This is a genomic window from Polaromonas sp. (assembly GCF_039930745.1).
In the GTDB taxonomy this organism is placed as follows: domain Bacteria; phylum Pseudomonadota; class Gammaproteobacteria; order Burkholderiales; family Burkholderiaceae_C; genus Polaromonas.
Map to the genome: position 1 here is coordinate 20,410 of NZ_JBDTTH010000039.1, position 16,211 is coordinate 36,620.

Genomic DNA, 16,211 nt, shown 5'->3' on the forward strand with positions numbered 1-16,211 from the left:
CATCCGATCCGAACGATTCCCATCTTTTCACCTCTAACTTCTGGAAAACAAACACCATGAAATTCAAAACCATTGCAACCCTGCTGGCGCTGGCCGCCGGCTTTGCCCATGCCCAGACCGTCGATGTCAAAAACGCCTGGGTGCGCAGCGCCGTGTCCGGCCAGTCGGGCACCGGCGCCTTCATGTCCATCACCGCCAAAGACGACACGAAGCTGGTGGGCGTGTCGTCCCCCATGGCCGGCGTGGCGGAAGTGCATGAAATGAAGATGGAGGGCGACGTCATGCGCATGCGCGCCGTACCCGTGCTTGATTTACCCGCCGGCCAGACCGTGCAGCTCAAACCTGGCGGCTACCACGTGATGCTGATGGAGCTGAAGCAGGCCTTGCCCAAGGGCAGCACTGTGCCGCTGACGCTGACCTTCAAGGACGCCAAAGGCCAGGAGAGCAAACTGGAAGTGAAGGTGCCGGTGGCGGCAACAGCGCCCGGCATCGCCGCCCCGGCCCATGGCGCTGGCCACAAACACTGAGGGCTTATTTCGCCTTGCCGCCCAGCCGCCGGTAAACAGTGGCGCGGCTGACGCCCAACGCCCGCGCTGCTTTCATGACATTGCCTTTGGCTTCGTTGACGGCCTTGCGTATCAGCGCCGTCTCGACGTCCTTGAGCGGCAGGGCCGGCGCTGCCCGGCCGCTGAGCCGGCCTGGCGCGCCAGCGCGCCCGCGGAGCAACGGCAACGCGTGCAGGCGCAGGCCGGACCACAGCGGCATGTCCAGCGCCTGGGCGTAGCCCAAGGTGTCGCTTTTTGCCGCATCAAACAGCATCTCGTAAGGCATGGCAAACAGCTCGCTGCAGTGCACTGCTGCCGGGCCGCTGGCTTGCAGCGCGGGCACCATTTGCCGCGCGGCCGGGTTGGCGCCGCTGACCCAGCCGTCCGGGTCCAGGCACACCAGGCCGTCCGAGTCTTCGCCCAGGCAGTGGCTGGACCAGTTCAGGCGGATCAGCAGATCGTGCGGCCGGCTCTGGGTCAGGGCGTTTTCAATGCTGCGCGCCGATTGCACCACCAGGTGTTTGAGCTCTGGGCGCTCCACCGTGTCCACGCCGGTCAGGTCCAGCATGCCGACGCAACGGCCGTCGGGCCCGAACAGCGGCGCACCGGCGCAGCTGTAGGCTGAATTGGATGTAAAAAAATGTTCGCCGCGGTGCAGCCAGACCGGCTGCAGCTCGGTCAGCGCCGCGCCTATGGCGGTGGTTCCCACGTGTTGTTCGGACAGGTCCACCCCAATGCGCGTGATCAGCTCGGCCCGGCGGTCGCGCCTGTCAATGGCGCCGTTCACGTCCACCACCACGCCCTGCGCATTGGTCAGGATGGCGAAGTAGCGCGTGCTGGCGATAGCCGCCCCGAGTTTTTCCAGCACCGGGCGCGCGGCCTGCACCAGCACGTGGTTGGCTTCCTCGGTGCGGCGCAAGGTCTGCGGCGGCAGCACATCGAAGCTGATGGGCTGGTCGGGTGTCTGCCCGCTGGCCAGGCAGCGCCGCCAGGAGCGTTCTATCCACGGTTCGGCCAGCACGCCAGAGATGTTTTTACCTTCCTGCAGCACCGCCTGGCGGGCATGCGCGATCTGCTGCAGGCGTTGCTCGGAGGAGGGCGGAAGGACGGACAGCATGGGTGTGGAAATGCGGAGGATGCAGCCTACCAGACCTGCCGCGAACGCGTTGGCCGGCGTGTTGGGCGGGGAGTGTTCCATTTTGAGAATTTCACCGGGCTTTGGCAAGCTCCTAGGGTTTAACCTAGGGCTCCTTGAGGGAGGCAATTCAACAATGACTCGTTCCGCCCAAGCTCATCCGTAGCCAAACAACAGCCATCAGGAGACAAAGCCCATGCAAGTTCAGCTCAAAGTCAACGGCAAGGCAAAAAGCGTTGAAACTCCCCCCAATACATTGCTGGTGCAGGTGCTGCGCGAGCAGCTTTTGCTGACCGGCACCCACGTGGGCTGCGACACCGCCCAGTGCGGCGCCTGCACGGTCATCATGAACGGGCGCGCCATCAAGTCCTGCAACATCCTGGCCGCGCAGGCGGAAGGTGCGGACATCACCACCATCGAAGGCCTGGCGGCTGCAGACGGCACCATGCACCCGATGCAGGCGGCCTTCAAGGAATGCCACGGCCTGCAATGCGGCTTCTGCACCACCGGCATGGTCATGAGCGCGGTGGACCTGTGCAAGCACCACCCGAAAGCCAGCGAAGGCGAAATTCGCGAGCTGCTGGAAGGCAACATCTGCCGCTGCACCGGCTACCAGAACATCGTCAAGGCGGTGCAGCAAGGCGCTGCCGCCATGGCGACCTGAGCTGCCCGCTACTGCAAGCCTTCGGCACCGCCATCCCGCGCGCCGCCACCAGAAATTTCCCCTTTCAGGAGTACACACATGGGTGCATCCGACTTCGTCAATCTGCCAAACATTGGCACGTCCGTCCGCCGCAAGGAGGACTACCGCTTTCTCACCGGAGGCGGGCAATACACCGATGACATCACACTGGCCAGCCAGAGCTACGCGGTATTCGTACGCTCCCCGCACGCCCACGCGAAGATCAACAGCATCAACACCGCCGCTGCCAAGGCCGCACCCGGTGTGCTCGACGTGTTTGTCGGCGAGGACGTAGCGGCCGACAAGATCAACGGCCTGCCTTGCGGCTGGCTGATCACCAGCACCGACGGCAACCCGATGAAGGAGCCGCCGCACCCCATCCTGGCGCAGGGCAAGGTGCGTTATGTCGGCGACCACGTTGCCATGGTGGTGGCCGAGACGCTGGAGCAGGCCAAAAATGCCGCCGAGCTGGTCGAGGTGGACTACGACGTGCTGAGCGCCGTGGTCCGCGTCACCGATGCGGCCAAGGCAACCGCCCTGCACGATGCGGCACCCGACAACCATTGCTACAAATGGGCGATAGGCGACAAGGCCCAGGTTGATGCGGTGTTTGCTACAGCGGCGCACGTCACCAAGCTGGACCTGACCAACAACCGCCTGGTGCCCAACGCGATGGAGCCGCGCGCGGTGATCGGCTCCTACAACCGCGCTTCGGACGAGTACACGCTGTATGTGTCCAACCAGAACCCGCACGTCGAGCGCCTGCTGCTGACGGCTTTTGTGATGGGCCTGCCCGAGCACAAGGTGCGCGTGATTGCACCGGATGTCGGTGGCGGCTTCGGCTCCAAGATCTATGTGTATGCGGAAGACGTCTGCCTGACCTGGGCTTCGAAAAAGCTCAACCGCAACATCAAGTGGACAGCCGACCGCAGCGAGGCGTTTGTGAGCGATGCCCACGGGCGCGACCATTCGAGTCACGCGGAGATGGCGCTGGACAAGGACGGCAAGTTCCTCGCGCTGCGGGTGCACACCGACGCCAACATGGGCGCTTACCTCTCGACCTTTGCGCCGGCGGTACCGACGATTCTGTATGCAACGCTGCTGGCCGGCCAGTACACCACGCCGCAAATTTATGTCGAGGTCGACGCCTGGTTCACCAACACGGCACCGGTGGACGCCTACCGCGGCGCCGGGCGGCCCGAGGCCACCTACCTGCTCGAGCGCCTGGTCACGCGCGCCGGCTGGGAGCTGGGCCTGGCGCAGGACGAGATCCGCAGGCGCAACCTGGTCAAGGATTTCCCCTACCAGACGCCGGTGGCATTGCAGTACGACGTGGGTGACTTCCATGCGCTGCTCAAGCGCGGCAACGAGCTGGCCGATGTGGCCGGTTTTAAAAAACGCAAATCCGCGTCGGCCGCCAAGGGTTTGCTGCGCGGCATCGGTTACTCCTGCTACATCGAGGCCTGTGGCCTGGCACCCAGCAACATCGCCGGTGCGCTCGGTGCGCGCGCCGGTCTGTTCGAGTGCGGCGAGGTGCGTGTGCACCCCACCGGCAGCGTGACGGTGTTCACCGGCTCGCACAGCCATGGCCAAGGGCACGAAACCACCTTTGCACAGGTGGTGGCCGCGCGCCTGGGCATCTCGGTGGATCAGGTGGACGTGGTGCATGGCGACACCGGGCGCGTGCCTTTCGGCATGGGTACCTACGGCTCGCGTTCGCTGGCAGTCGGCGGCACGGCCATCATGAAGGCGCTCGACAAGATCGAGGCCAAGGCCAAGAAGATTGCCGCGCACTTGATGGAAGCCAGCGACGCTGACGTCGAGTTCGCCAACGGCGAGTTCACCATCAAGGGCACCGACAAGAAGGTGACTTTCGGCCAGGTTGCGCTGACGGCCTATGTGCCGCACAACTATCCACTCGACAAGCTCGAGCCCGGGCTGAATGAGACCGCGTTTTACGACCCGACCAACTTCACCTTTCCCGCGGGCACCTACATCTGCGAGGTGGAGGTTGACCCGGCAACAGGTGTGGTTCGGGTGGACCGCTTTACCGCCGTCGATGACTTCGGCAACATCATCAACCCGATGATTGTTGAAGGCCAGGTGCATGGCGGTCTGGTGCAGGGCATCGGCCAGGCCTTGCTGGAAAACTGCGTCTACGACCCGGAGTCCAGCCAGCTGTTGACCGGCTCGATGATGGACTACGCCATGCCGCGCGCCGACGACATGCCCAGCTTCAAGCTGGACACTCTGTGCACGCCCTGCAGCCACAACCCGCTGGGCGCCAAAGGCTGCGGCGAGGCAGGTGCCATCGGCTCGCCGCCGGCGGTGATCAATGCGGTGCTCGACGCGCTCAAACCGCTGGGCGTGACCGACTTCGACATGCCGGCCTCACCCAGCCGCGTCTGGGAAGCCATTCAGTCCGCCAAGAAATAAACAGACAGCAAGGAGAAACCATCATGTATGCATTCACCCTGGAACGGCCCACCTCCCTGGCCGCTGCTGCCAAGCTTGCCGCCGCGGGCGCCAAACCGCTGGCCGGCGGCCAGACCCTGCTGGCGTCGATGAAGCTGCGCCTGTCCAGCCCGGACCAGCTGGCCGACCTCAGCGGCATCAAGGAGCTGACCGGCATCAAGCGCGAAGGCAATGCTTTCGTTATCGGTGCCATGACGCGCCACATTGACGTGTCCAACCACGCCGAACTGAAGGCGGCCCTGCCGGCGCTGGCCGAACTGGCCGCCCACATTGGCGACCGGCAAGTGCGCGCCATGGGTACGCTGGGCGGCTCGGTTGCCAACAACGACCCCTCGGCCTGCTACCCGGCTGCGGTGCTGGCTCTGGGGGCGACCATTTACACCACCTCGCGCAAGATCGCAGCCGACGACTTTTTCCTGGGCATGTTCTCCACGGCGCTGGAAGAGGGCGAACTAATCACCGCCATCAGCTTCCCGATTCCGAAGCGCGCGGCCTACATGAAGTTCAAGCAGCCGGCTTCGCGCTTTGCGCTGGTGGGTGTGTTTGTGGCCCAGTTCGATGCCGGTGTGCGCGTGGCCGTCACAGGCGCGTCCAGCGGCGTGTTCCGCCACAAGGGGCTGGAAGCGGCGCTGAGCAAAAGCTTCACCCCCGAAGCTGCGGCGGCCGTGAAGATTGATGCAACAGACCTCAACAGCGACATTCACGCGACGGCGGCTTACCGCGCGAACCTGATCAGCGTGCAGACCCAGCGCGGGGTGGCGAAAGCGCTGGCTGCCTGAGTCGTGACCTGCCATTGCGGGCTTGACCCGCAATCCATGTGTGCGAGCCATGGATCCCCCCGGATCGGAGTCCGGGGCAGGCTCCTCAGGTCCGGGATGACAGCCGGGAGTTTTAATAAAAATATGCCTCCAGCCCTTGCTACACGGGCGCAAGCAGCTCCTGAATTAATAGCGTTTGAAGCGCAGGCTAAACTGATCCGATGACACCTTTCCCCACGATTGATGCCCTGCAGCAGGCGCTGCAGGGTGCCGGCTACTTTGCCGACCGCCGGTTGGCCACGGCCGTGTTTCTGGCGCTCAAGCTGCAGCGGCCCTTGCTGCTGGAGGGCGAACCCGGTGTCGGCAAGACCGAACTGGCCAAAGCGCTGGCACTGGCGCTGCAGCGCCAGCTGATACGCCTGCAGTGTTACGACGGGCTGGAGCAGCGTGAAGCGCTGTACGAGTGGAACTACGCCGCCCAACTGCTGCACATGCGGGCAACGGAGGGCCATGGCGACGCGGCTGACGTCGAGCGCGAGGTTTACCAGCACCGCTACCTGATCCGCCGGCCGTTGCTGCAGGCACTGCAGACGCCCGCGCCCGGCGCGGTTCTTCTGATTGACGAGGTGGACAGGGCAGACGAGCCCTTTGAAGCCTTTCTGCTCGAGTACCTCGGTGAATACCAGGTCAGCATTCCGGAAATCGGCACGGTGCGTGCCGAGGTGACGCCGGTGACTATTCTCACCAGCAACCGCACGCGCGAACTCCACGACGCCGTCAAGCGCCGCTGCCTCTACCACTGGCTCGACTACCCCGACCGCGAGCGTGAGCTGGCGATCGTGCGCGCTCAGGTGCCCGAGGCCGGCGAGCAGCTGTCGGCCCAGGTGGCGAGTTTCGTGGACAGGCTGCGCCGTTCGCCGTTTGGCAACGCCTTCCAGCGCGCACCCGGCATTGCCGAAAGCGTGGAGTGGGCAAAGGCGCTGGTGGCGCTGGACACGCTGGTGGTCGACCCCGAGGTGGTGGCCGATACGGCCGGCATTTTGTTCAAGCAGCGCGAAGACGTGGCTGCGCTCACGCACGAGCTGGCCGTCGAATTGCTCAAGCCTGAAGAGGCGGGCGCATGAGATGGATGGCGTTCATGCAGGGCAACTTCCAGTTCAATAGTGCTGTCATCCCGGACTTGATCCGGGATCCATGCTGCATGAACCACCGGCGCGGGCTGGCGCAGCATGGATTGCGGGGCAGGCCCGCAATGACAACCGGATTGGTTTAGAAATGCTGCTGGGCGACGCCAGAGCCGGAAAACTCGCCGACAACATCGCCGGCTTCGGCCGTGCGTTGCGCCGCGCCGGCGTCAAGGTAGACAGCCAGCGCATCGCCCTGGCCAAGGAAGCCGCGCTTGCCGTCGGCATCAGTGAGAAGGAAGATCTGAGCGCCGCCTTCGAAGCCGTGATGGTCAGCCGCGAGCAGGACCGCATGGTGTTTCGGGAACTGTTCGACGTCTATTTCCAGGACCCGAAAGTCGCCAACAAGCTGCTCGCGCAACTGCTGCCCAGCGCTGAAGGAAAGGCCGAGCCCAGCCAGCGCCGCCCGCGTGTGCGCGAGGCACTGGCGCCGCAAAAGACCTTCGGCCAGCAGGCCAAGCCGACGACTGAAGACCAGAAGGTCGAGTTCGACGCCGCCATGACGGCCAGCGACATCGCCCGCCTGCAGCATGCCGACTTCAACGCGCTCTCGGCCACCGAATACCGGCTCGTCGAAAGGCTGGCGCGCGACATCAAACTGCCCTTGCCGATGTTTACCTCGCGACGCACCCGGCCGGCCGCCAGTGGCGCGCGCATGCACTGGCCGGGTGTGATGCACCAGGCCGCACGCACCGGCGGTGAACTCCTGCACCTGCCGCGGCTGCAGCGGCGCGAGCAGGCCTTGCCGCTGCTGGTGCTGGTGGATGTTTCAGGCTCGATGGAGCGTTATGCCCGCCTGCTGCTGGCCTTTTTGCACGCGGCCACGCGGCGCCACCCGCACCGCGACGTGTTTGCCTTTGGCATGCACCTCACCGATTTGACGCCCGCTTTCCGCCAGGCCGACACTGACGAGATGCTGGCGCATGCCAGCCTGGCAATTGAAGACTTCGCTGGCGGCACGCAGCTCGGTGCGTCGCTGGCCACATTGCGCGAAAGCCATGCGCGCCGCCTGGTCGGCCGGCGCACCATTGTGCTGGTGATCACTGACGGGCTGGACACAGGCGAGCCGGCCGAGCTGGCGCGCGAGCTGGCCTGGCTGCGCCGACGCAGCCGCCGCCTGCTGTGGCTCAACCCGCTGCTGCGCTTTGACGGCTACGCGCCGCTGGCGCGCGGCGCCGCAGTGCTGCATGCGCATGCGCACGGCATGCTGGCGGTTCACAATTTGAGCAAGCTTGAGGAACTGGCGGCCAGTCTGGCGGCTCTGATGAAGAAATAACATGACCCACGCTGTTTGTCATTGCGGGCTTGACCTGCAATCCATGCAACGCCAATCCGTGCAACTGCGGTACGCCAGCATGGATCCCGGATCGAGTCTGGGATGACAGGCCCAAAAGAAAAGAAAAGGAAAACAACATGGACATGCAAGGAAGCCGTCAACTGGCTGTGACGCAGCAACAAGCCTGGGACGCGCTGAACGATCCGGCCGTGCTCAAGGCCTGCATCCCCGGCTGCGACAAGGTGGAGGCCACCGGCGAGAACCAGTACGCCATCGCCATGGCTCTGAAAATCGGCCCCGTGTCTGCCAAGTTCACCGGCAAGATTTCACTGACCGAGATGAACCCGCCCGCCAGCTACAAACTCTCGTTTGACGGGCAGGGCGGTGTGGCCGGTTTCGGCAAGGGCAGCGCGGCCGTGACGCTGACGCCCAATAACGAGGGTTGCGAGCTCTCCTACACCGTGCACGCCTCGGTAGGCGGCAAGGTGGCCCAGCTCGGCCAGCGCCTGATCGACGGCGCGGCCAAGTCCATGGCCGAAGATTTTTTCAGGCGCTTTGACGGGGAAATGCAGCGCCAGCACCCTGAAAGTTACGCGGCCAAAATGGTCATGGGTGACGTCGCCGCGGAGCCAGCGGCGTCTGGCCCGGCCATTCCGGTGTGGGTGTGGACTGTGGCCGCCGCCGTGCTGATTGCCGCCGCTGTCTGGCTGGCGCAGTAAGGGCGTGCATCGCGGAACGGAAAGGAAAGAACGATCATGGAAAACCTCGATGTGATGGTTTTGCGCACCCTGCGCGACTGGCGCAAGGCGGGCAAGCGTGCCCTGCTGGCCACGGTAGTGCGCACCTGGGGCTCGTCACCGCGTCCGGTCGGCTCCATCATGGCACTGTGTGAAGACGGCGCCGTGGTCGGCTCGGTCTCGGGTGGCTGCATTGAAGACGACCTGATTTACCAGCACACGCAGGCCTACGCTTCGGCCGCTTCCGGCGGCGGCAGCAAGGCCATCCCCTCCGGCCCGCCGGGCTTTGTCAAATACGGCATCACTGCCGACGAAGCCCACCGTTTTGGCTTGCCCTGCGGCGGCACGCTGGAGCTGTTGCTGGAATACGACCCCGACGCCGAAGCACTGGCGCAGTTGGTCAGCGCACTCGAAGCCGGGCAACTGATGCAGCGCACCGTGCGGCTCGCAGATGGCGCGGTCACCCTCGCCGAGGCCAGGGGCCCGGCCGAACTCAGTCTTTCGCCCCATGAACTGGTCAACACCTTCGGCCCCGAATACCGCATGCTGCTGATAGGCGCAGGCCAGCTCACCGAGTACCTGGCCACCATGGCCCTGTTCAGCGGTTTTGCCGTGACCGTGTGCGACCCGCGCGAAGAGTACCGCAGTGCATGGTCTGTGCCTGGCGCCAAGGTGCTCAGCGACATGCCCGACGACGTGGTCATCGCCTTCAAGCCCGACAGACGAAGCTGCGTGATTGCCCTCACGCACGACCCCAAGCTCGACGACCTGGCTTTGCTTGAAGCCCTCAACACCGACGCCTTTTACGTAGGCGCCATCGGCTCACGGCGCAACAACGAGGCGCGGCACCAGCGCATGGCCGAACACTTCGACCTGGAGGAATCCGCCCTGGCCCGCCTACGCGGCCCCATCGGCATCTACATCGGCAGCAAGACCCCACCCGAAATAGCAGTCAGCGTCATGGCCGAAGTACTGGCCGTGAAAAACGGCGTGACGCTGCCGCGCGACATGGAAGTGGCGCAGGCCAAGAACGAGCGGGCCGTGCTGGCCAATGATGCGGGTGAGTTGGTATGTGGAGTGGTGCGGGCGCCGGCTTGAAGCGCTGAATCGGCAGGTTTGATGCCAAATCGTGCTCCAGCCCTTATAGCGAGGGCGCTACAAGCTATCAAAAGAAGAGCGAATAAGCCGACAATCTGCTTCGACCATCAGGGCGGTGGGCAAAGCCATCCATCATCAAAATCCTGCCGTTGCAGCTGGCGCCCCCCAATCGGAGGAGGCGATCAAAGCCATTCAAACCTAGAATCCGCTTGCCGGGTTTGGCGGCATTTATTGAGCTGAGAGAAATTGAAATGCTGAAAAACTTTTGGTGCGACAAGGACTTGGCGACAAATCGGCCAACGGAGTTATACCGCAAGCTGTGCGGCATACATTGAGATCTCATGAAAGCATATGGCTATCCCACCGGAGCACCCCTTAACGAAGAGGGGTTGGTCGAATTAACGGAAGTCTCGATCGCGGCAGACGCACAGATGCTTCGTCGAATTGCAGTATTTTTGACGAAGCAGGCCGACGAAATGGACTCGATGGGAGCAAAGTTTGATCATGCGCACGCACAAGATGAAGACCGCCCGTGGCCCGAGGACTGGCCCGATTTAATCGTCGTGAGGGGCTGAGCATGAGACCTAACCTTTCGGCCCACACAGACCCGCAACATCAGGTTGCCGCTTCGCGGCGTATGTCGCGTGCTGGTGGCCTTCAACGTTAACCGTCACAAACCACCTCTCCAACATGTCCCCCCTTAAATTCGTATCAGCTACCCTCCTTTTGGTATTTGCCGAGAGTATCTGTGCGCAAGAGATACCACGAGACGAAGTCGGATTCACCGAGTACGTTGCTTCCCAACTTCGCAAAGAAGTCGGCAAAGACGCTGTCGTTGTAAAGGGTCTTCTCACTATCGGTCTAGGCGAACTGCAGGCGAACCTGGACCGAGTGTTCCAGTTCTGCAGCGGCAACGCTGCAGGTTGTTCGACAGAGCTGGATCGCTACGTCAAGGGCGCAGCCCAAGTTCATAAGGAGCGCAGCGTACCTCCCTCGAAGGATGCGGTACGCGTCGTAGTGCGTACCTCACAGTACGTTCAGGCCACTCAATCAAGCACTGGCGGGCCAGGCCCTGTACAGACACTTCCTAGACCGTTCGTTGAAGGTTTGGCGGCGCTTCCTGTTCTAGACACGCCCCGAGCAATAAAAATGCTCGGTGAGAAAGACGCCAAAGCACTGGGAATGAATGAGCAGGAGGTGTATGACCTTGGGATCGCGAACCTCCGTAAAGAGCTCAAGCCACTAATGGAGGTTGCCAAGGTAGCTGGCAAAGGGCAAATCGGGCAATTGATTGGTGACTCCTTCCATCCAAGTCGCCTGCTACTGCTCGATGGCTGGGCGCAATTGGCGAAGGAGCAGAGCGGGGTTCTCATCGTTGCAATTCCCGCAACTGACGCGGTCTTTTACATAGGCGAAGACACCCCCGTTGCTGTGGACGCACTCCGAGCTTTGGTTAAGGACGTAATGTCACGTGCACCGAATCGTCTGTCGAGCACACTGTTGCGCTACAAGCCGTCAGGCTGGGAAGTGTTGGCACAGTGATGTCTAACCTGTCGGCCCTCACGGACACGCAACATCAGGTTGCCGCTGCGCGGCGAGTGTCGCGCGCCCGTGGCCTCCAACGCTAACCGTCAGAGGAACGATCTACCAATGCCTACCAGACGCACGCTAATTACCTCAGCACTCGCCTTTGTGGTTGGGCACGTTATGCCAACGCATGCCCAGACGTCAAACCGCATCTCCCTCGAAAAACTCCAGGCTATGTTTGCGAACATGCATTCCAAGACACCATGGAACATTGACGGCCCGCTTCTCTGGGGGTATTTCTTCTTTGATCGAGACATGGAAAAACTCAAGGGGGCAGCGACAGAGCTTCAGTCATTGGGCTATCGGATCGTCAATCTAGAAGCCGTGCAGGACCGGCCTCTTTTCAAATTACATGTTGAGCGCATCGAGGCACACACGCCGGAATCGCTTAACCTGCGTAACATGCAGTTTTATGAGTTTGCCGAGAAGCGAGCTATCGGCTCTTATGACGGCATGGATGTTGGTCCCGTTCCTAAGGCTGCACCGTGAGCCTGATGGTTAACTGGTTACTCGTCGCGGACACGCAGCCGCAGGTTCGATGCTTCGCAGCAGCTGTTGCGTGCCGGTCATCGGCGACGTTGGGGCTACCGGTTTTCAGATCTCAGCTAATAGGACCACCATGAGAATTGCATTTCTAACGCTGCTGTGCGCATTGCTCCTTGGCTGTGCTGCTCCGAAGACTCGAGACGAGATGCTTGCTTCATCTGTCAGCAGCACACGCGTGTGCTCGACGGAATTGAGCCCAGGTGATGCAGTTGAGCGCTTGCAGATTGCGTGGAGTCGCTGCTTTGTCAGTCCCAGGAGTATTGGAATCGCCATAGTCGGTAACACTGCTACTGCATACGAGAATTCACGCGTCGCGCTCTCGCGAGAAGATGTCAAAGAGACATCCGTCCTCGTTGCCCGTATTGCGTCTCGACCGTTGTCTATTCCCAATCCTCTTAGTCACTCGATGCTTCTGATGGCAGATATTCGAGAAACCAAGGAGTGCCGTGCGGAGGTAGTAGTGCGGGCTGCGAATACGCATTGGCAGAAGCGTGCCAACGAAACAGTGAAATGGCTCACAGATCCTCTTCTTCAATCCCCCGAGGCAGAATGCGGCCGCTAGAGATGCGGGGTAGCTCTAGCCTCTTCTCTTATGTGGATTCACCAGAAACGCAAGAAACGGACCGATAGTTTGGCTTCTGGGGAAGCGCCTGCAGTCGTGTATCCGGCATCTGGTGTGAGATCGCATCTGTCCCTCGTCGGCATGGAGTCTGCGTCGCCCATGCCTCAGTTAATACAAGGCAGTGCGGCTGCTTCGGCCACATCGATCTTGTCGCATTTTACGTATGCGCGGACGCATCTGGCGGGCAGCAATTTGACCTTGATGTTCAGGCTATTGGGTCGGCGATCCCAGTGATAGTGGGTCGAGCCTCAGGTTTCATAATGACCAGGGACACGTCGCGGTTGACAAACCAGCGCTCGAACTGGGTGCGCGTGAAGCGCCGGGTTTCGACGATCTTCCAATTGGAATCGGTCACAGCGAGCTGAAACACAGACTTTGCAAGGTGAACGGGAAAACGGTAGTAGCATTCATGTCGGACTCCTCTCGTTTGATGGAGACCTGATCCAAATGCCATGAAGGCCAGTACGCGAAATTCTCTCAAAAGACGGGGGAATTCATCCGATCAGCCATGGGCGACAGCCTTTACCGTTAGATATTCTCATTGCTTCATCTGCCTCATTCAATCATGCACAAACTCACCTTCCCCTCACTTCTTGCTATCGGCCTATTCATAACAGGTTGTGCATCCAATCCGGTCTTGCCGCTTGCCAAACCATCCAAAGAATTACAAGCCGAGGTAATTGTGTTTCGAGAATCTGCCTTTGCTGCCGGTGGAGTTGCTGCAACCGTCGGAGTCGGCGGTAAGGCGTTTGCCAATCTGAGCAACGACGAAAAAGTACTGGTGCTGCTGTCGGCTGGGAAGCATGAAATACATGTGCAAGCGCGCAGCGCCGAGCCAACCCGTTTTAGAGTATCACTGGTCAAAGGGGAGACTATTTGTCTGCGCACCAGTGCAAGCCCAAGCACCTATGCAAAGGTTGTCGTACCGATCACACTTATGGCTACCGGGTATCACTTTTTTTTGGATAAAGTGCCTTGCCCATCTGATGACGTACTCGGCAAGTACAAAAACGTAGCCGTTACGTATCAATAACATGGGCACGAGATTTATATTCGCAAAAAAGCAGGGTTATTTACAACCTCGTTAGACGACGATGAGCTATGAAAGCAGAGCATCTGAAGACACGCCAGGCGGATGCTGCAGGCGCCGGAGCGATCCCGTCGGCGTGAGCGGCGGGAATCGGGGGCCTGACGTCGAACAGGCGGGCTGGAGCCGGATTCGGGGCCAATGCCCTGAGCTCTCCTGCAATTGGAGGATGTGCGCTACGCAGCGCAAACCTACAATCGGGCCATCAGTGTTGGGTGGCTCTTTCGTAGTTCAATGAGGGCGCATGTCACAGATTAAATTGCAGGCATTCATTGCGGACGTCACGGCACTCAAGCAGGGCTCGCGCTTTTACCATCCCAGCATCAGCATCGACGACCGGTTCGGTCGCGACACCAGCGTCAAGGGACTGATCAACTACCTGCGTGGTCATTTTGTGGCGGCGCAGCCGATGACACTCAGCGATGCGGTCGCCCACTGCGTCGCGCCCACGGACAACCGGATTGTCAAATACATGCCGGCCATCGAGCGGCTGGTGGCTTGCTGGGGCCGCGCTGCGCCTTATCCAGCCATTGCTGCCTCGACCGACGCGCGCAATCGGGCCATGTGGAAATTCGCCGTGGCCTTGCGCAACTGGCCCTTGGGCCTGCTGGCCGCCTTGCCATCCTGGAACGACCTGGAGGCCGATGCGGCCGACGCGTTTGCATTCGGCCATCACCTGGGTCCGGGTTACCTGCTTCGCGTTCTGAACCCACCGAATCCTCCGCTTGATATAACCGCCCGCAGCCTGTTGTTGCGGGCCGGCCTGGCGCCTCCCGTGGCCATCACCCATGACCGGGGTTATATCGCCCGCCTGGGGCTCACGCAGGCGCAACTGAACCGGATGCGCGGCCGCAGCATCCTGGACGTGGCTTGCGGCGGTGCGCTCTTCGGGGCTGAGATGGCGGTCGAGTTCGGTTGCCCAACGGACGGGATGGATCTGAACGCCATCCACGTTCCCGCTGCCATCGCCGAAGGGCAGCGACGCTACGCCAGAAGCATGATGTACCTGAAGATGCTCAAGGACCTGGGTACGGCGGCTGTGGCAGTCACGCCGGACTGGTCCGGGGCCCTGATTGATCGGCTGGTGGCCCACTTGCCTGCCACCCTGGCACATTACGCAGCCAATCTGCCGCAGGCGGGAAACATTCTCGCGGCGCCGGTTGCGTTCCAGCTGGCCGCCAACGCCATCCGCGCCGGTGGCTGGGACTACACCACCTGCATGTATTTGCTTTGTTACTTCAACAATGCAGATCAAACCACCGCCGTGCTGAACATGTGCTCGGTGACCGCACGCACCGTGTTGCTGTTCAGCGGCGGGGGGTTGGTGGCCAATCCCCAACTCGGCTACAACCAGGCCGCAGTGCAGGCTGCGTATCCCAATTGCCGCATCGACGTGATCAATGCCCAGACGCACCATATTCACATGCAGTGACCGGCGGGTGCTGAGCGCTGCCGCGCGACATGGAAGTGGCGCAGGCCAAGAATGCGCGTGCTGTGGTGACCAATAATGCGGGGGAGTTGGTGGGCGATGTGGTGCGGGCGCCGGCTTGAAGCGATGAATCGGCTGGTTTGATGCCGAATCGTGCTTCAGCCCTTATGGAGAGAGCGCTACCAGCTATCAAAAGAAGAGCTAATAAGCCGAAAATCTGCTTCGGTCATCAGGGCGATGGGCAGCGCCATCCACCACCAAAGTTCTATCACGGCCTCGGCGCCCTCCAATCGGAGGAGGCGATGAAAGCCATTCAAACCTAAAATCCGCTTGCCGGGTTTTGCGGCATTTTATTGAGCTGAAAGTGATTGAAATGCTGAAAGGCTTTTGTGAAAACAAGGGCTTAGCGCCGATTCCAGCAGCTACGCTACATCGCGGCTGTCGGTGTATACCGCAGTTGGTGCGGCCGCATTATGTTAGACCGCACAAAATATCAATTCTGCATGCCTATACATCCGCATAACCGCCCGCACAGAGTCGAAGCATCTACGGGTGAATTTTTGTTCACGATTTACAAGCTTCTCTTCGACGCGAAAGTCGATCTGAGAATCAAACAGAGGACATTCGAGACAGCCGCAGATTCGAAGAATTCCTGGCGAGTAGTGTCGATATCTCAAGCTGCGATCGATCACATTAAGAAAACAGGGGAAGCCAAGGGACTCCAGCGAGGGCACATGCTGCCGCGAGTAAGCCGAGCCCAGCACCTTTTCAATCGAAACACTCCATTCACAGAGCCAGAGTTGCTTGAATACTTCTTCGAGAATGACACGGTTGCCATGGTCACCAAAGCCGAAAACTCCAAGGACGGAGTAGCTCATTGGAGTCAGCTCCACGCGGTACCTGAAGGGCTCTTCACCGCGGGTTCGTTTTCCATCTACGTTCGCAAGGGCAAGGAGATTCCTTGGGTCCAGTCACTGGGCAGTACTTAAAGTGCGGCCTAACCCTTTACAGGGACTTCCCAAATAGTCAACAGCAACGCATTTTATTTTC

General features: G+C 61.1%; 15 protein-coding genes. 13 read left to right on the forward strand and 2 right to left on the reverse strand.

Annotated features, from left to right (window positions below):
- Nucleotides 1-56 precede the first annotated feature (56 nt).
- A complete protein-coding gene (locus tag ABI660_RS13160) occupies nucleotides 57-527 on the forward strand; it encodes a copper chaperone PCu(A)C (protein WP_348068689.1) in 471 nt (156 codons plus the stop codon).
- Nucleotides 528-531: 4 nt separating this feature from the next.
- On the opposite strand, the gene ABI660_RS13165 is transcribed toward ABI660_RS13160, so the two are convergent.
- The gene (locus ABI660_RS13165) at nucleotides 532-1,743 is read right to left on the reverse strand and encodes a helix-turn-helix domain-containing protein (RefSeq protein WP_348068691.1); all 1,212 of its coding nucleotides are present in this window, start codon (nucleotides 1,741-1,743) and stop codon (nucleotides 532-534) included.
- A 133-nt stretch (nucleotides 1,744-1,876) separates the two neighbouring features.
- Here ABI660_RS13165 and ABI660_RS13170 point away from each other — a divergent pair, with 133 nt between their 5' ends.
- The 12 genes from ABI660_RS13170 to ABI660_RS13225 all read left to right on the forward strand — a co-directional run bounded on the left by ABI660_RS13170 (nucleotide 1,877) and on the right by ABI660_RS13225 (nucleotide 15,164).
- Nucleotides 1,877-2,344: a (2Fe-2S)-binding protein gene (locus ABI660_RS13170; protein ID WP_348068693.1), complete on the forward strand. Its 468-nt coding sequence runs from the start codon at nucleotides 1,877-1,879 to the stop codon at nucleotides 2,342-2,344.
- A gap of 78 nt (nucleotides 2,345-2,422) precedes the next feature.
- Nucleotides 2,423-4,798, forward strand: coding sequence for a xanthine dehydrogenase family protein molybdopterin-binding subunit (locus ABI660_RS13175; protein ID WP_348068695.1), 2,376 nt, complete (start codon nucleotides 2,423-2,425; stop codon nucleotides 4,796-4,798).
- Nucleotides 4,799-4,821: 23 nt separating this feature from the next.
- The gene (locus ABI660_RS13180; protein ID WP_348068697.1) at nucleotides 4,822-5,616 is read left to right on the forward strand and encodes a xanthine dehydrogenase family protein subunit M; all 795 of its coding nucleotides are present in this window, start codon (nucleotides 4,822-4,824) and stop codon (nucleotides 5,614-5,616) included.
- Between the two features lie 200 nt (nucleotides 5,617-5,816).
- The gene (locus ABI660_RS13185; protein WP_348068699.1) at nucleotides 5,817-6,719 is read left to right on the forward strand and encodes a MoxR family ATPase; all 903 of its coding nucleotides are present in this window, start codon (nucleotides 5,817-5,819) and stop codon (nucleotides 6,717-6,719) included.
- 151 nt (nucleotides 6,720-6,870) lie between these two features.
- Nucleotides 6,871-8,055 (forward strand): VWA domain-containing protein, encoded by a 1,185-nt coding sequence (locus tag ABI660_RS13190; protein ID WP_348068714.1) that lies wholly within the window; start codon nucleotides 6,871-6,873, stop codon nucleotides 8,053-8,055.
- Nucleotides 8,056-8,192: 137 nt separating this feature from the next.
- On the forward strand, nucleotides 8,193-8,774 hold the full coding sequence (locus ABI660_RS13195; RefSeq protein ID WP_348068701.1) for a carbon monoxide dehydrogenase subunit G: 582 nt from the start codon (nucleotides 8,193-8,195) through the stop codon (nucleotides 8,772-8,774).
- Nucleotides 8,775-8,810: 36 nt separating this feature from the next.
- Nucleotides 8,811-9,890, forward strand: coding sequence for an XdhC family protein (locus ABI660_RS13200; protein ID WP_348068703.1), 1,080 nt, complete (start codon nucleotides 8,811-8,813; stop codon nucleotides 9,888-9,890).
- A gap of 341 nt (nucleotides 9,891-10,231) precedes the next feature.
- Nucleotides 10,232-10,465 carry a hypothetical protein gene (locus tag ABI660_RS13205; RefSeq protein WP_348068705.1) on the forward strand — a complete coding sequence of 78 codons (234 nt, stop codon included), beginning with the start codon at nucleotides 10,232-10,234 and terminating at the stop codon, nucleotides 10,463-10,465.
- 115 nt (nucleotides 10,466-10,580) lie between these two features.
- A complete protein-coding gene (locus tag ABI660_RS13210; RefSeq protein ID WP_348068706.1) occupies nucleotides 10,581-11,432 on the forward strand; it encodes a hypothetical protein in 852 nt (283 codons plus the stop codon).
- 219 nt (nucleotides 11,433-11,651) lie between these two features.
- A complete protein-coding gene (locus ABI660_RS13215) occupies nucleotides 11,652-11,966 on the forward strand; it encodes a ribonuclease E inhibitor RraB (RefSeq protein ID WP_348068707.1) in 315 nt (104 codons plus the stop codon).
- 1,244 nt (nucleotides 11,967-13,210) lie between these two features.
- The gene (locus tag ABI660_RS13220) at nucleotides 13,211-13,678 is read left to right on the forward strand and encodes a hypothetical protein (protein WP_348068709.1); all 468 of its coding nucleotides are present in this window, start codon (nucleotides 13,211-13,213) and stop codon (nucleotides 13,676-13,678) included.
- Nucleotides 13,679-13,976: 298 nt separating this feature from the next.
- A complete protein-coding gene (locus ABI660_RS13225) occupies nucleotides 13,977-15,164 on the forward strand; it encodes a hypothetical protein (protein WP_348068711.1) in 1,188 nt (395 codons plus the stop codon).
- Between the two features lie 473 nt (nucleotides 15,165-15,637).
- On the opposite strand, the gene ABI660_RS13230 is transcribed toward ABI660_RS13225, so the two are convergent.
- Nucleotides 15,638-16,039, reverse strand: coding sequence for a hypothetical protein (locus ABI660_RS13230; protein WP_348068712.1), 402 nt, complete (start codon nucleotides 16,037-16,039; stop codon nucleotides 15,638-15,640).
- Nucleotides 16,040-16,211: the final 172 nt, after the last annotated feature.

What these genes read in the sequence shown, in the direction of transcription:
- ABI660_RS13225 (WP_348068711.1), top strand. Translation starts at nt 13,977, where the DNA reads ATGTCACAGATTAAATTGCAGGCATTCATTGCGGACGTCACGGCACTC.
- ABI660_RS13175 (WP_348068695.1), top strand. Translation starts at nt 2,423, where the DNA reads ATGGGTGCATCCGACTTCGTCAATCTGCCAAACATTGGCACGTCCGTC.
- ABI660_RS13215 (WP_348068707.1), top strand. Translation starts at nt 11,652, where the DNA reads ATGTTTGCGAACATGCATTCCAAGACACCATGGAACATTGACGGCCCG.
- ABI660_RS13200 (WP_348068703.1), top strand. Translation starts at nt 8,811, where the DNA reads ATGGAAAACCTCGATGTGATGGTTTTGCGCACCCTGCGCGACTGGCGC.
- ABI660_RS13185 (WP_348068699.1), top strand. Translation starts at nt 5,817, where the DNA reads ATGACACCTTTCCCCACGATTGATGCCCTGCAGCAGGCGCTGCAGGGT.
- ABI660_RS13165 (WP_348068691.1), bottom strand. Translation starts at nt 1,743, where the DNA reads ATGGAACACTCCCCGCCCAACACGCCGGCCAACGCGTTCGCGGCAGGT.
- ABI660_RS13180 (WP_348068697.1), top strand. Translation starts at nt 4,822, where the DNA reads ATGTATGCATTCACCCTGGAACGGCCCACCTCCCTGGCCGCTGCTGCC.
- ABI660_RS13230 (WP_348068712.1), bottom strand. Translation starts at nt 16,039, where the DNA reads ATGAGCTACTCCGTCCTTGGAGTTTTCGGCTTTGGTGACCATGGCAAC.
- ABI660_RS13205 (WP_348068705.1), top strand. Translation starts at nt 10,232, where the DNA reads ATGAAAGCATATGGCTATCCCACCGGAGCACCCCTTAACGAAGAGGGG.
- ABI660_RS13195 (WP_348068701.1), top strand. Translation starts at nt 8,193, where the DNA reads ATGGACATGCAAGGAAGCCGTCAACTGGCTGTGACGCAGCAACAAGCC.
- ABI660_RS13170 (WP_348068693.1), top strand. Translation starts at nt 1,877, where the DNA reads ATGCAAGTTCAGCTCAAAGTCAACGGCAAGGCAAAAAGCGTTGAAACT.
- ABI660_RS13210 (WP_348068706.1), top strand. Translation starts at nt 10,581, where the DNA reads ATGTCCCCCCTTAAATTCGTATCAGCTACCCTCCTTTTGGTATTTGCC.
- ABI660_RS13160 (WP_348068689.1), top strand. Translation starts at nt 57, where the DNA reads ATGAAATTCAAAACCATTGCAACCCTGCTGGCGCTGGCCGCCGGCTTT.
- ABI660_RS13220 (WP_348068709.1), top strand. Translation starts at nt 13,211, where the DNA reads ATGCACAAACTCACCTTCCCCTCACTTCTTGCTATCGGCCTATTCATA.
- ABI660_RS13190 (WP_348068714.1), top strand. Translation starts at nt 6,871, where the DNA reads ATGCTGCTGGGCGACGCCAGAGCCGGAAAACTCGCCGACAACATCGCC.